Below are 12312 nucleotides of genomic sequence, written 5' to 3'. Positions count from 1 at the left end.
CCGCCACCAGACACCCCCGCACAGCACGCCACCACGCCGCCCGCCCCTCCGAGCGGGCCACCCCCTCCCCCTCCCCCCCCTCGCGGGGCCCGCGCCCCCCCCCCTCCCCCCCCCCCCCGACGTACCCGAGAGGACCCCGTATGACCGATCGGCCGTCCCCGGAGTTGCTCGCCGCTGCCCTGGCCGCCGCCGGCCGCGGCTGGCACGTCTTCCCGCTTGCCCCGGACCACAAGTACCCGGCCCTGCACAGCGAGGAGCGGTGCCCGCGCACCGGCCCCTGCGCCGCTGGCCACCTCGGGTGGGAGCGCCGGGCCACCACCGACCCGGACGTTATCCGCCGTGCCTGGTCCCACGGCCCCTACAACATCGGCGTGGCCTGCGGCCCCTCCAACCTGGTCGTGGTCGACCTCGACACCCCCAAGCACCCCGGCGACCTCCCGCCGAAGCGGTGGGCCGACCGGGGCGTCACCGACGGGCACGACGTGTTCGCCGCCCTGTGTGAGGAGCACGACCCGTGCGGCCAGCACGACACCTTCACCGTGCGTACCGGCCGTGGCGGCACCCACCTGTATTTCGCCGCCCCGCCCGGGCTCGTCCTGCGCAGCACCACCGGCGAGAAGGGGCAGGGGCTGGGCTGGAAGGTCGACACTCGCGCCCACGGCGGCTACGTCGTCGCCGCCGGCTCCACCGTCGCCGGACGCCCCTACACGCTCGCCCGCGACGTGCCGCCGATGCCGCTGCCCGCCTGGCTGGCCACCCTGCTGACGCCGAAGGCGCCGCCGGTCGCCCGGCTCGACACGGCGGCGGTGCGGGCCAGGATCGGGCGCCTCCAGGCCTACGTCCAGGCCGCCGTCCGCGGCGAGACCGAGAAGGTCGCCGGGGCCGGAGAGGGCGTCAGGAACCACACGCTGTTCGCCTCCTCCGCCGCGCTCGGCCGCCTGGTCGCCGCCGGGACCCTGCCCGAGCACGACGCCACGGACGCCCTGCTCGCGGCCGGACAGGCGTGCGGGCTGGGCGAGGCGGAGTGCCGCCGCACCATCGCCAAGGGCCTGGCCCGCGGCGCCGGATCGGCGGGCCGGGCCGCATGAGCAACCGTCACCCTTCGTCCCCCCAGGAAAAGCGCTTTTCCGGTGGGGACCGGAACAGGCAGGAGGCCGAGTGACCGCCCCCGACCTCATGACCGCCGAACCCCGCCAGACGACAGCGAAGAACCCCTTCTATGACGACGTCGACGGCGTGGAGCGGCCCAGCCGTCCCGGCCCCGTGCCGGACCCGGTCGTGTTCCAGGGCCTTGTCGGGCACACCGTTCGGGAACTGGACCCGACCACGGAGGCCGACCCGGTCGGTGTGCTGGTCAACCTGCTCTCCGGCGCCGGGGCCCTGCTCGGGCCCAGCGGCGCGGGCCGGGCCGACTCCTGCCCGCACCTGCGGATCGGCAACGACCGCCACCCCGCCCTGATCTGGGGCCTGACGATCGGCGCGACCGCCGCCGGCCGCAAGGGCGCCGCCACCAACACCGCCCGCCTCATCCTGTCCGCCGCTGCCCCCGGCTTCGCCAAGGACAACTGCCTGTCCGGCCTGTCCTCCGGCGAAGGCCTGATCGAGGCCGTGCGCGACGGCGACCCGACCAAGAAGGACGACCCCGGCCACATCGACAAGCGCCGCTGGATCGTGGAGTCCGAGTACGGCATCACCATGGCCCGCGCCCGCCGCGAAGGCTCCTCCCTCGGCGGCGTCCTGCGCCAGGCCTGGAACGGCGAAGACCTGGGCGTCATGAACCGCGAAGCGCTCAAGGCCACCGCCCCGCACATCGCGATCATCGGCCACATCAGCCCCCGCGAACTGCGCGCCAAGATGCAGGACTCCGAGATGGCCGGCGGCACCTACAACCGCTACCTGCCGGTCTTCGTCCACCGCAACCTGATCCTCGCCGAATCCCGCGGTGCCGATCCACAGCTTGTGGACAGCCTCGCCGCCTCCTGGCGCGCCGCCCTCACCGACGCCAGCCAGGCCGGAGAGGTCACCCTCGCCGAACCCGCCCGCAAGCTGTGGCGAGAGGACGTCTACCCGGCGCTGTGCGGGGACGAGGACGGAGACGGCCCCCTCGCCGAGTTCACCGCCCGCGCCGCCCCCTACACCCTTCGCCTGGCCATGGTCTACGCCCTGCTTGACCGCCGCCATCAGATCGAGGAGGGCCACCTGCGGGCCGCCCACGCCCTCGTGAACTACTCCCGGGCGTCCGCCGCCCACGTCCTCGGCGTGGACGAGCACACCACCGGCGACCGCAAGCTCGACAAGCTCGCCGGCGCCGTCCGCGCCGCCGGAGCCCGCGGCCTGACCGGCGACGAGGTCTACCGCCTCTTCAAGAAGTCCAGCAAGGACGAACGAGACCGCTTGGTCGCCGCCCTGCTCCAGATCGAGGGCTATGGCAGCGCCCAGGTTCCCGGAGCCGGCCGCCACGCGACCGTCCTGCTCTACGCCCCGCCCACTACCTGAGAGGTGGAAAGGGTGGGAAGGGGTGCTAAGCCCTCCCACCTGCGAAAACGCCAGACGCGGAGGGGGTGGAAGGGGGGTGGAAAGGGGGTGGAAAGCCCCCACCCCTCCCGCCCCCGGCTGGACGCCGGACCCTTTCCACCCCCCTTTCCACCCCCTTTCCACCCCCACCCTCCAGCACAAAAGCCCAGGTCACCGGGCTTAGCACCCCTTTCCACCCTTTCCACCCCCACGCTGAGCCTCACCGGGGGTTGGTACGCACCTGCTTGCGCCGTCCCGCCGCCGCCCGCAAGGAGTAGCCGCAGTGACCGTCACCGCCCTCGGGGGCCACCCCGACTACGACCCCACCCTTGTCGCACTCACGGTCGAGGAAGCCGCCCGTCGGCTCAGCATCGGCCGCACCACTATGTACGCCCTGATCAAGGGCGGAGAGATCGAGACCATCCCGATCGGTCGCGCCCGGCGTGTGCCGGCTGAGGCCGTTGTCGAGTTCGCGCGCAACCGCATGCGGAAGAACACCACCCCCATCGCAGCCTGAGGAGGCAGCACCCTTGGCGAGCCGTCAGCCGAACGGAGCATCCAGCATCTACCAGGACAAGGAGGGCAAGTGGCACGGCCGCGTGACCGTCGGCGTCAAGGACGACGGAACGCCGGACCGCCGCCACGTCCGGGGGAAGAACCGGGCGGAGGTGACCAAGAAGGTCCGGGAGCTGGAGAAGAAGCGGGACGACGGCAACGTCCCCAAGGCCGGGAAGAAGTGGACCGTGGCGTCGTGGCTCACCCACTGGGTGGAGAACATCGCCGCGCTGCATGTCCGACCGAACACCCTCGCCGGGTACCGGGTGGCGGTGAACGTCCACCTGATCCCCGGGGTGGGCGCCCACCGGCTGGAGAAGCTGGAGCCGGAGCACCTGGAACGGCTCTACAAGAAGATGCAGGACAACGGCAGCAAGCCCGCCACCGCCCACCAGGCGCACCGCACCATCCGGACGGCGCTCAACCAGGCGATCCGGCGCGGGCATCTCACCCGCAACGTCGCCTCGCTGGCTGTCCCGCCGAAGGTGGAGGAAGAGGAGGTTGAGCCATACGAGGTGGAGGAGGTGCAGGCGCTCCTCCTGGAGGCGGGCAAGAACCGGAACAGCGGCCGGTGGGCCATCGCGCTGGCGCTCGGCCTCCGGCAGGGGGAAGCCCTGGGCCTTCAGTGGCGGGACATCGACCTGGAGGCGGGCACCTTGCGCGTCCGGCAGGGGCGGCAGCGGCCGAAGTACCGGCACGGCTGCTCGGAGCCGTGCGGGCGAAAGCACGCCGGCCGTTGTCCGGGGCGGGTCCAGACGAACACGGACGCCTCGCTCACGAAGTCGAGGGCGGGTAAGCGGACGATCGGTCTTCCGGACCAACTGGTGAAGCTCCTCAAGCTCCACAAGGAGGAGCAGGACCGGGAGCGGCTGGCCGCTCGTCAGGAGTGGGTGGAAGGCGGATGGGTCTTCGCCTCGGAGACCGGCCGGCCGCTCATCCCCCGAACGGACTGGGACCGGTGGAAGGAACTCCTCACCGCCGCCGGTATCCGGGATGGGCGCCTGCATGACGCTCGTCACACCGCCGGGACCATCCTGCTCCTGCTCGGTGTCCCCGAGCGGATCGTGATGGAGATCATGGGCTGGTCCAGCACCGCCATGACGCATCGGTACCAGCACGTGACGGCCCGAATCCGGCGGGACGTGGCGATGCAGATCGGCGGTCTCATCTGGGAGGTGGCCAAGGACTCCACCGGCGGCGAGCCGGGCGGGTCGGACGGCGGGGAGAAGGCCGCCTGACGGACGAACTGAGACCGAAACTGAGACCGGCATGACGAAGGGCACATACGAAATTTCGTATGTGCCCTTCGTTCGTACTGCTCAGTGGCGGTAGCGGTGGGATTCGAACCCACGGTGGAGTTGCCCCCACACACGCTTTCGAGGCGTGCTCCTTTGGCCGCTCGGACACGCTACCGAGGGGAACTCTACCGGACGGGTGGCGCGGTCACGAAATCCGTATCGGAGGGCGGTTCCGGGGGTTCAGCGGTGGGTGTCGAAGAAGGCGCGCAGCTGTTCGCCGCACTCCTCGGCGAGGACGCCCCAGATCACCTCGGGGCGGTGGTTGAGCCGACGGTCGCGCATCACGTCGAAGAGCGAGCCGGCCGCCCCGGCCTTCTCGTCGAGGGCGCCGTAGACCACCCGGTCGATCCGGGACAGCACGATCGCGCCGGCGCACATCGTGCAGGGCTCCAGGGTGACCACCAGGGTGCAGCCGCTCAGCCGCCACTGCCCGACCCGTTCGGCCGCCTGCCGGATCGCGACCACCTCGGCGTGCGCGGTCGGGTCGCCGACCGCCTCGCGCTCGTTGTGGCCGCGCCCGATCACCTCGCCGTCCGGGCCCAGGACGAGGGCCCCGACCGGTACGTCCCCGGTGGCCGGCGCCAGGGCGGCCTCGGCGATGGCGAGGCGCATCGGCGCCGCCCAGCGGTCACGGACCGGGTCGGGGCGGACGGGCGCGGGCAACGGGGGCACGTACGGGGCGGTGAGCGGGGAGGACGCGGGCTGCATGGCATCCAGTGTCGGGCATCCGCCCGCTACCGGACCGCCTCCAGGACCTCGCCGCAGCCCAGGGCCTCGGCGATCTCCTCCAGGGCGTCGCCGGGCACCGCGCCCTCGCCGCTGAGGGCGAGCAGCTCCTCGGCGGCCAGGCCGAACTCGGTGAGCAGGTGGGCGTCGCCGAGCGGCCCGACCGGGACGCCGCCGAGGGCGTCGGCGTCCTCGTCGTCCTGCTCCTCCGTCTCCTCGGACTCGTCCAGGAGGTGGTCCAGGTCGCCGAACTCGCTCTCGCCGGCCTGGTCGACCAGCTCGTCGGTGAGGACCGAGCCGTAGGAGCTGCGGGCGGCGGCGGCGCCGTCCGAGACGAAGATCCGCGGGTCCTCCTCGCCGTCCACCCGGACGATGGCGAACCAGGCGTCCTCCTGTTCGATGAAGATCAGGACGCTGTCGTCGTCCTGCGCGGAGCCGCGGGCCAGGTCGGCCAGATCGGCCAGTGTTTCGACGTCGTCGAGCTCCGTCTCGCTCACATCCCACCCGTCCTCGGTGCGAGCAAGCACTGCAGCGAAGTACGCCACCAGGGACACTCCCAAGATCATCGGTCTCGGCTGTCGGCGCGCCGGGCAACGCGGAAATCTGGCCGCCCCCGCGCCAGAGGCGGTCCGCCTGTTCGGACCGTCCCATCGGAATCGTGACAGAAAGCCCGCCCTTGCGGGGGGTGTTCGGCAGCGCGTCTTTGCAGGTCGTGTCGGAAGGGCCGGGCGGCGTACGGCCGGGCCGGGCCGGGCCCCTTCCGGCGGCGGTCGAAATTTGCTCCGAACGCCAGTCCGACGGAGGCGGGCGGTGTCGGGCCCGCTTCCGAGCCCTCTCAGGGCCTCTCCCGAGCCGCTCCGGGCCCGCTCGCGAGCCGCGGCGGGACCCGCCTTGGACCCGGCCCGGAGCCGTCCCGAACCCGGCTCAGATCCGGAAGGTTCGCATCCGCGCCGCTTCGCGCATCCGGCGTTCCTTGGTCCGCCGGGGCTGGACCCGCTCCCTCAGTTCGCGGGCCTCGGCGAGCTCACGCAGGAAGACGGCCCGCCGCTTGCGGCGCTCCGCCTCGCTCTCCGGAGGATCGTGCGGCGGGCCGGCCCCGAGCGCCGCCCCGCCGACGGGCTCGTCCGCCGAGCCGCCCCCGGCTTTCGGGTTGCTCGTCATAAGACGTGACATTCCCAGAACGGGCGGGTTGATACCACAGCGGCCGGTTCCGTCCGGACACGCGCGGCGTGTCACCGCGTGTCACCGCGGTGTCACCGCTGCTAGTAGGCGGCTGTGGCACGGCGTGTCGTACAGGCGTCCAGGACCGGGCTAACCTCGGTACATGCGTCTCCACGTCGTCGACCACCCCCTGGTCGCCCACAAGCTCTCCACCCTGCGCGACGAGCGCACCGACTCGCCGACCTTCCGTCGCCTGACCGACGAGCTGGTGACCCTCCTCGCCTACGAGGCCACCCGGGACGTCCGCACCGACGAGGTGGAGATCACCACGCCCGTGGCGGTCACGCTCGGCACCCGGCTCAGCTACCCGCGTCCGCTGGTCGTGCCGATCCTGCGGGCCGGTCTCGGCATGCTGGACGGGATGACCCGGCTGCTGCCGACCGCCGAGGTGGGCTTCCTCGGTATGGTCCGCAACGAGGAGACCCTTGAGGCCTCCACGTACGCCACCCGGATGCCCGACGACCTCTCCGGCCGCCAGGTCTACGTGCTCGACCCGATGCTGGCCACCGGCGGCACCCTGGTCGCCGCGATCAAGATGCTGATCGAGCGCGGCGCCACCGACGTCACCGCCGTGGTGCTGCTGGCCGCGCCCGAGGGCGTCGAGGTGATGCGCCGTGAGCTGGCCGACCTGCCGGTCACCGTGGTCACCGCCGCCCTGGACGAGCGGCTGAACGAGAACGGCTACATCGTCCCCGGCCTGGGCGACGCGGGCGACCGGCTGTACGGCACCGCGGGCTGAGCCCCTCGGCGTACGACGCGCCCCGCGTACGCCTCCGAACGCCCGAGAGCCCCCCGGCACTGCGTCTGCCGGGGGGCTCCTCCGTGTCGTCGGGCCTCAGCAGCTGCCGGTGGCGCTCGGGGTGGGGGAGGGCTTGGTGGCCAGGGCCAGGGCGGCGGCCGCCTGGTTCTCGTCCAGCAAGGCGTTGTAGCTGTCGCCGATGACGAAGTCGACGGTGGTGTCCGTGCGGGCGTCGGCGGTGACGGTGGCTCCGGCGATCTGGGAGCCGACCAGGGTGCCGGCCCCGGCGCCGGCCGGGCCGGCGATCACCTGGGCGGTGCCGGGCACCTTCTTGTCCAGCTCGGCCGGGGCGTTGCCGACCTTTCCGATGGTGAAGCCGCGCTTCTTGAGCTCCTCGGCGGTCCGCCCGGCCAGACCGGCCTTGGTGGTGGCGTTGTAGACGTTCACCGTGACGGCCGAGGCCTGCGGGATGGCGTGCGGATCGCCGGCGGGGGCGCCCGGGGCGCCGGAGGCCGCGGGGGCGCTCTGGCCGGCGCCCGGCGTCGGGGCGGCCAGCGGCTTGCCGGACGGCGTCGCGCAGGCCTGGGCGGAGGCGTTCTTGTCCTTGCCGGTGAAGATGTCGTAGAGCTGCACGCCGCCGAGCGCGACCAGGGCCAGCGCGAGCAGGCCGGCGAGCGCGGCGATCACCTTGCGGCTCTTCTTCGGGGGCCGGCCCAGCCGTGGGTAGGCGTTGCCGGTGATGCGGTACTGCTTCCCCTTGAGGCCTTGGGGAGTCAACATGCTCACGGTTTGTCTCCCCCTCGTGCCGGGGCGGGGTCGGGATGACGGGTGGCCGGGTAGAGGTGTCCCCCCACGTGCGGGCGGATCCCCTGGTCGCGGCCGTAGTCAGCAGATTAGTGCCGTACGGCTGCGAAGGTACTAAACGATCATCATCTGGAGTACCCCGGTACCCGAAAGGAGGTACCCGGGTACGCGCGGACCGCCCTCCGCCGGATGGCGGGCGGGCGGTCCGAGAGGCTTGGGAGGGCACCCGGAGGCACCCGGGGACACCCCGGGCGGGGTGCCGTCAGTCCATTTCGAGCACGCGGGCGTGCAGCACCTGGCGCTGCTGCAGCGCGGCCCGTACGGCCCGGTGCAGCCCGTCCTCAAGGTAGAGGTCGCCGTGCCACTTCACCACGTGGGCGAAGAGGTCCCCGTAGAAGGTCGAGTCCTCGGCCAGCAGGGTTTCCAGATCGAGTTGGCCCTTGGTGGTCACCAGCTGGTCGAGCCGCACCGGACGTGGGGCGACGTCAGCCCACTGGCGGGTGCTCGTCCGGCCGTGATCCGGGTACGGCCGCCCATTGCCGATGCGCTTGAAGATCACACGGAAAGCCTACCGTTTGGGCGGCGGATGGCGCAGCAGCCGCGGCGCCGCCACGCGCACGGGTGTGAACTGCGGATGGACGAATGCGGCTGTTTGATGGGAAATGTCGCGAACATCGGCCCCGGTTCCGACCCGGTTTCGACCGGATCCCGGTTCCGACCGTGACCCGAATCCGAAGCGTCCCGACCACGCCCAGGAGCGTGCACGATGTCCTCCGCCCCCACCCCGCCGGCCGTCCGGGAGATCGCCGACGGGTACGCCTTCACCGGGCCCGCGCTCGACCTCGGTGCGGTGCTGCTGGACGGCACCGCCCACCCGGACGCCCCGGTGCGCATCCCGCTCGGGGTGCTCAACCGGCACGGGCTGGTCGCCGGGGCCACCGGCACCGGGAAGACCAAGACGCTCCAGCTGATCGCCGAACAGCTCTCCGCCCAGGGCGTGCCGGTGTTCCTCGCCGACATCAAGGGGGACGTCTCCGGCGTCGCCGCGCCCGGCACGCCGAGCGAGCGCACCGCCGCCCGTGCTGCCGAGGTGGGACAGCAGTGGACGCCGCAGGGCTGCCCCGCGGAGTTCTACGCGCTCGGCGGCCAGGGCGTGGGCATCCCTATCCGGGCCACCGTCACCAGCTTCGGCCCACTGCTGCTGGCCAAGGTGCTGGACCTGAACGAGACCCAGGAGGCCTCGCTCAGCCTGGTGTTCCACTACGCCGACGGCAAGGGCCTGGAGCTGTACGACCTCAAGGACCTCACCGCGGTGATCGCCTTCCTCGCCTCGCCCGAGGGCAAGGAGGAACTGCGCACCATCGGCGGCCTCTCCGCGGCCACCGCCGGGGTGATCCTGCGCGCCCTCACCGTGCTGGACAACGAGGGCGCCGGGGCGTTCTTCGGCGAACCCGAGTTCGACACCGCCGAGCTGCTGCGGACCGCGCCGGACGGCCGGGGCGTGGTCTCGGTGCTGGAGCTGCCCGCCGTGCAGGACCGGCCGCGGCTGTTCTCCACCTTCCTGATGTGGCTGCTCGCCGACCTCTACCAGGAACTGCCGGAGGTCGGGGACCCGGACAAGCCCAAGCTGGTGTTCTTCTTCGACGAGGCGCACCTGCTGTTCAAGGGTGCCTCCAAGGCCTTCCTGGAGGCGATCACCCAGACCGTGCGGCTGATCCGCTCCAAGGGCGTCGGCATCTTCTTCGTCACCCAGACGCCGAAGGACGTGCCTGCCGAGGTGCTCGCCCAGCTGGGCAACCGGGTGCAGCACGCGCTGCGCGCCTTCACCCCGGACGACGCCAAGGCGCTCAAGGCGACCGTCTCGACCTTCCCGCGCTCCTCGTACGACCTCAGCGCGGTGCTCACCTCGCTGGGGACCGGCGAGGCGGTGGTGACCGTGCTCTCCGAGAAGGGAGCTCCGACGCCGGTGGCGGCGACCAGGCTGCGGGCACCGCAGTCGCTGATGGGGCCGATCGAGCCGGGGGCGTTGCAAGCCGCCGTGGACGCCTCGGCGCTGACGGCGCGCTACCGGGACCCGGTCGACCGCGAATCGGCCTACGAGAAGCTGGCGGCGCGGGCGCCCCGGCCGCAGCCGGCGCCGGTCGACGCGGGCCCGGGTGCCCCCGGGCCGGCCGAGGGGCACAGGCCGGCTGATGGGCGGGGTTCGGCTGAGGGGCAGGGGCCCGGGCCCCGGCGGGAGGCGTCGAAGGAGAAGGAGGGCGTGGGCGGGCTGCTGGGCTCGCTGCTCAGCAACCCGACCGTGAAGTCCTTCGCACGCTCGGCCGGAAGGCAGCTCGGGCAGGAGATCTCGCGCAGCCTGTTCGGGACGTCCAAGCGGCGGCGGTGACCCTTCGGCCGGATCGCGGGAGGCTCCGGCCCCGTCGGCGCGGCAGTGGGCCTCAGCCGGCGAGCGCGGCGCCGATCCGGTCGAGCGAGGACAGCCGCATCAGGCCGTAGTGGTAGAACTCCACCTCCGGGACGCGGAGTTCGCGCAGGACGGCGATCTTGGCGGCGAGGTTCTCCGGGCCGTCGCAGTCCGAGGCCATCGGGCGCAGGATCACCGCCATCCGTTGCGGTCGGACACCGTGCAGGGCGAAGGCGGCGAGCTTCTCCCGGACGGCCTCCGGGGTCCTCGTGTAGCCGAGGGTCTCGATCTGGTCGACGGCCTTCGTGAGGGCCGGCAGGTCGATGCCGGACAGCCAGCCCGTGCCGGGGCCGCCGCCGTCCAGGAAGCTCAGCCGCATGCCGTGGTCGCGGGCGCGCTCGGTGAGGTCGGCGGCCAGTGCGGTGACGGTGGCGGCGGAGGCGTCCACGTAGGCGGCGAAGGCGCCGTCGGCGAGGGCGCTCAGGTCGGCGGGCTCGGCGGCAGCCCGCTGGTCGGCCAGGCGGCGGCGCACCTCGGCCCGCACCGCTTCGGCGACCTCCTCGGCGGGGACGCCCGCGCGGGTGGCGGCGGCGCGGCAGTGCGGACAGAAGCAGACGCCGAGCAGGGCCTCGGCGGTCGGGCCCAGTTCCTCGAAGTAGCGCTCGTGGTGGTAGCCGTGGCGCAGGCCGTGGAAGTGCAGGGACTCGGCGCGGATCGCGTCCACGCCGTACCGGGCCAGTTCGTCGACCAGGGTCAGCGCGTAGTCGCGGACCTCCGGGGCGGCCGGGCAGAGCTCGGTGAGGTGGCGGTCGCCGAAGGCGTTGGCCGGGGCGCAGTCGGGGTGGGCGAAGCCGAGCCGGTCGTTGTGGCAGAACACCGTCCAGGCGTGCAGCTTCATCCCCCGCCGGCCGGCCTCGGCGGCGGCCTCGGCGAAGGGGTCGCGGTCGCCGATCGCGGTGGAGGGCAGGGGTGTCAGGCGGCGGCCCCGCCAGCGGGCCGGGTCGGGGCGGAAGTAGGCGGCGCCGGGCTCCAGGTAGCGGATCACCCGCCGGGGGTTGTGCGGGAAGACGTCGCGGGCCTCGTGGTAGACCGAGGCCAGGGTGACGCCGCCGACTCCGGCGCGGTCGGTGAGGTTGCCGAAGAAGGTGTCGGCGCCCTCGTCGAGCAGGTCGGTGGCGAAGGCGAGGACGGACGACTCCACGGTGCGGCTCCGGAGCTGGGGGCAGGTGCGCCGCTCACGCTAGCCGCCGGTGTGACAATGGTCTATACCTGCACCCTCGGGTGACTACAGGCCGAGGTCGTCCAGCTGCTTGAGCAGGGCGGCGTTGGGGCTGCTCGGGGCGGGGGCCGCCGGCGCGGTCTCCGGTTGCGGCGGGTTGCGGAGCAGGACGGCGGCGGCCAGCCCGCCGATCAGCCCGCCGAGGTGGCCCAGCCAGCTGACGCCCTGGGCCACCGGCAGCACCCCGATCAGCAGGCTGGAGTACAGCGCGGCGACGGTGATGCCGACCGCGGCGTCCAGCACCCTGCGGTCGAGGACGCCGCGCAGCACCACGTAGCCGAGGTAGCCGTAGACCATGCCGCTGGCGCCGACCGTCACGACCTCCGGGCGCTCCAGCAGCCAGACCAGCAGCCCACCGGAGACCATGATCACCAGGCTGGCCAGCAGGAACCGCCTCATGCCCCGGTAGGCGGCCAGGAAGCCGAGCACGAACAGCGGCCAGGAGTTGTTCCCGATGTGCTGCCAACTACCATGCAAGAAAGGCATGGTGAACATCTCGGGCAGGTCGTCCAGCTGCTGGGAGCGCAGACCGTACTGCTGGGACAGCCCGTAGTCGTCCAGCCAGTTCACCACCTGGACGGACCAGAGGACGGCCTGGATCCCGAGCATGGTGAGCAGGGCGCGGCGGGAGTCCGCGAGCAGGCGGGTGAAGGAGGCGGCCATGTCCCGACTCTAGGGGCGGACGGATCGGACGTGCACCCCATTACAGTGATCCGTGACGGCCGGTCCGCGGCCGTCACCGGCCCGTTGAGAGGTGACTCACCCCATGAGC

General features: G+C 72.6%; 13 protein-coding genes and 1 tRNA gene. 6 read left to right on the top strand and 8 right to left on the bottom strand.

All coding sequences use genetic code 11. The annotated features are described in order from the left end of the window. Positions 1-140 precede the first annotated feature (140 nt). The 4 genes from ACZ4WV_RS21405 (at position 141) to ACZ4WV_RS21390 (ending at position 4307) form a co-directional block, all read left to right on the top strand. Positions 141-1088, top strand: coding sequence for a bifunctional DNA primase/polymerase (locus ACZ4WV_RS21405; protein WP_465748968.1), 948 nt, complete (start codon positions 141-143; stop codon positions 1086-1088). Between the two features lie 70 nt (positions 1089-1158). Further along, on the top strand, positions 1159-2496 hold the full coding sequence (locus ACZ4WV_RS21400) for a YfjI family protein (RefSeq protein WP_465748966.1): 1338 nt from the start codon (positions 1159-1161) through the stop codon (positions 2494-2496). A 301-nt stretch (positions 2497-2797) separates the two neighbouring features. Continuing rightward, positions 2798-3031: a helix-turn-helix domain-containing protein gene (locus tag ACZ4WV_RS21395; RefSeq protein ID WP_465748964.1), complete on the top strand. Its 234-nt coding sequence runs from the start codon at positions 2798-2800 to the stop codon at positions 3029-3031. Between the two features lie 13 nt (positions 3032-3044). Continuing rightward, positions 3045-4307, top strand: coding sequence for a tyrosine-type recombinase/integrase (locus tag ACZ4WV_RS21390; protein WP_465748962.1), 1263 nt, complete (start codon positions 3045-3047; stop codon positions 4305-4307). Between the two features lie 85 nt (positions 4308-4392). Here ACZ4WV_RS21390 and ACZ4WV_RS21385 read toward each other — a convergent pair. From ACZ4WV_RS21385 to ACZ4WV_RS21370, 4 genes are all read right to left on the bottom strand, one after another. Beyond that, positions 4393-4482, bottom strand: a tRNA-Ser gene (locus tag ACZ4WV_RS21385). A gap of 65 nt (positions 4483-4547) precedes the next feature. Next, a complete protein-coding gene (gene tadA / locus ACZ4WV_RS21380; protein ID WP_465748960.1) occupies positions 4548-5075 on the bottom strand; it encodes a tRNA adenosine(34) deaminase TadA in 528 nt (175 codons plus the stop codon). Positions 5076-5101: 26 nt separating this feature from the next. Continuing rightward, positions 5102-5659, bottom strand: a complete 558-nt coding sequence (locus tag ACZ4WV_RS21375; RefSeq protein WP_465748958.1) for a tRNA adenosine deaminase-associated protein — start codon at positions 5657-5659, stop codon at positions 5102-5104. A 358-nt stretch (positions 5660-6017) separates the two neighbouring features. Further along, positions 6018-6254 (bottom strand): hypothetical protein, encoded by a 237-nt coding sequence (locus tag ACZ4WV_RS21370; protein ID WP_465748956.1) that lies wholly within the window; start codon positions 6252-6254, stop codon positions 6018-6020. Positions 6255-6417: 163 nt separating this feature from the next. Between ACZ4WV_RS21370 and upp the strand changes: the two genes are divergently transcribed. Continuing rightward, entirely contained in the window at positions 6418-7053 is a 636-nt protein-coding gene (gene upp, locus ACZ4WV_RS21365; RefSeq protein ID WP_350506235.1) for a uracil phosphoribosyltransferase, read from the top strand. Between the two features lie 96 nt (positions 7054-7149). Here upp and ACZ4WV_RS21360 read toward each other — a convergent pair whose 3' ends face one another. Together ACZ4WV_RS21360 and ACZ4WV_RS21355 are read right to left on the bottom strand one after the other, a co-directional pair. Next, complete coding sequence (locus ACZ4WV_RS21360) at positions 7150-7833, bottom strand: LytR C-terminal domain-containing protein (RefSeq protein ID WP_465749019.1); 684 nt, start codon at positions 7831-7833, stop codon at positions 7150-7152. Between the two features lie 286 nt (positions 7834-8119). Then, a complete protein-coding gene (locus ACZ4WV_RS21355) occupies positions 8120-8416 on the bottom strand; it encodes a type II toxin-antitoxin system VapB family antitoxin (RefSeq protein ID WP_030273186.1) in 297 nt (98 codons plus the stop codon). 207 nt (positions 8417-8623) lie between these two features. Here ACZ4WV_RS21355 and ACZ4WV_RS21350 point away from each other — a divergent pair, with 207 nt between their 5' ends. Continuing rightward, complete coding sequence (locus ACZ4WV_RS21350) at positions 8624-10243, top strand: helicase HerA-like domain-containing protein (RefSeq protein WP_465748953.1); 1620 nt, start codon at positions 8624-8626, stop codon at positions 10241-10243. Positions 10244-10295: 52 nt separating this feature from the next. Here the strand turns inward: ACZ4WV_RS21350 and ACZ4WV_RS21345 are convergent, their stop codons facing one another. Next, on the bottom strand, positions 10296-11462 hold the full coding sequence (locus tag ACZ4WV_RS21345) for a hypothetical protein (protein WP_465748951.1): 1167 nt from the start codon (positions 11460-11462) through the stop codon (positions 10296-10298). 84 nt (positions 11463-11546) lie between these two features. Continuing rightward, positions 11547-12203: a rhomboid family intramembrane serine protease gene (locus ACZ4WV_RS21340; protein ID WP_465748949.1), complete on the bottom strand. Its 657-nt coding sequence runs from the start codon at positions 12201-12203 to the stop codon at positions 11547-11549. Positions 12204-12312: the final 109 nt, after the last annotated feature.

This window comes from Kitasatospora sp. NPDC029312 (assembly GCF_055569215.1).
This window is presented reverse-complemented; position numbering and strand designations above follow the sequence as displayed.

Bases quoted from the DNA above. Each gene is read 5' to 3' on its own strand.
- upp (WP_350506235.1), top strand. From the start codon at position 6,418: ATGCGTCTCCACGTCGTCGACCACCCCCTGGTCGCCCACAAGCTCTCC.
- ACZ4WV_RS21360 (WP_465749019.1), bottom strand. From the start codon at position 7,833: ATGTTGACTCCCCAAGGCCTCAAGGGGAAGCAGTACCGCATCACCGGC.
- ACZ4WV_RS21370 (WP_465748956.1), bottom strand. From the start codon at position 6,254: ATGACGAGCAACCCGAAAGCCGGGGGCGGCTCGGCGGACGAGCCCGTC.
- ACZ4WV_RS21405 (WP_465748968.1), top strand. From the start codon at position 141: ATGACCGATCGGCCGTCCCCGGAGTTGCTCGCCGCTGCCCTGGCCGCC.
- ACZ4WV_RS21375 (WP_465748958.1), bottom strand. From the start codon at position 5,659: ATGATCTTGGGAGTGTCCCTGGTGGCGTACTTCGCTGCAGTGCTTGCT.
- ACZ4WV_RS21350 (WP_465748953.1), top strand. From the start codon at position 8,624: ATGTCCTCCGCCCCCACCCCGCCGGCCGTCCGGGAGATCGCCGACGGG.
- tadA (WP_465748960.1), bottom strand. From the start codon at position 5,075: ATGCAGCCCGCGTCCTCCCCGCTCACCGCCCCGTACGTGCCCCCGTTG.
- ACZ4WV_RS21340 (WP_465748949.1), bottom strand. From the start codon at position 12,203: ATGGCCGCCTCCTTCACCCGCCTGCTCGCGGACTCCCGCCGCGCCCTG.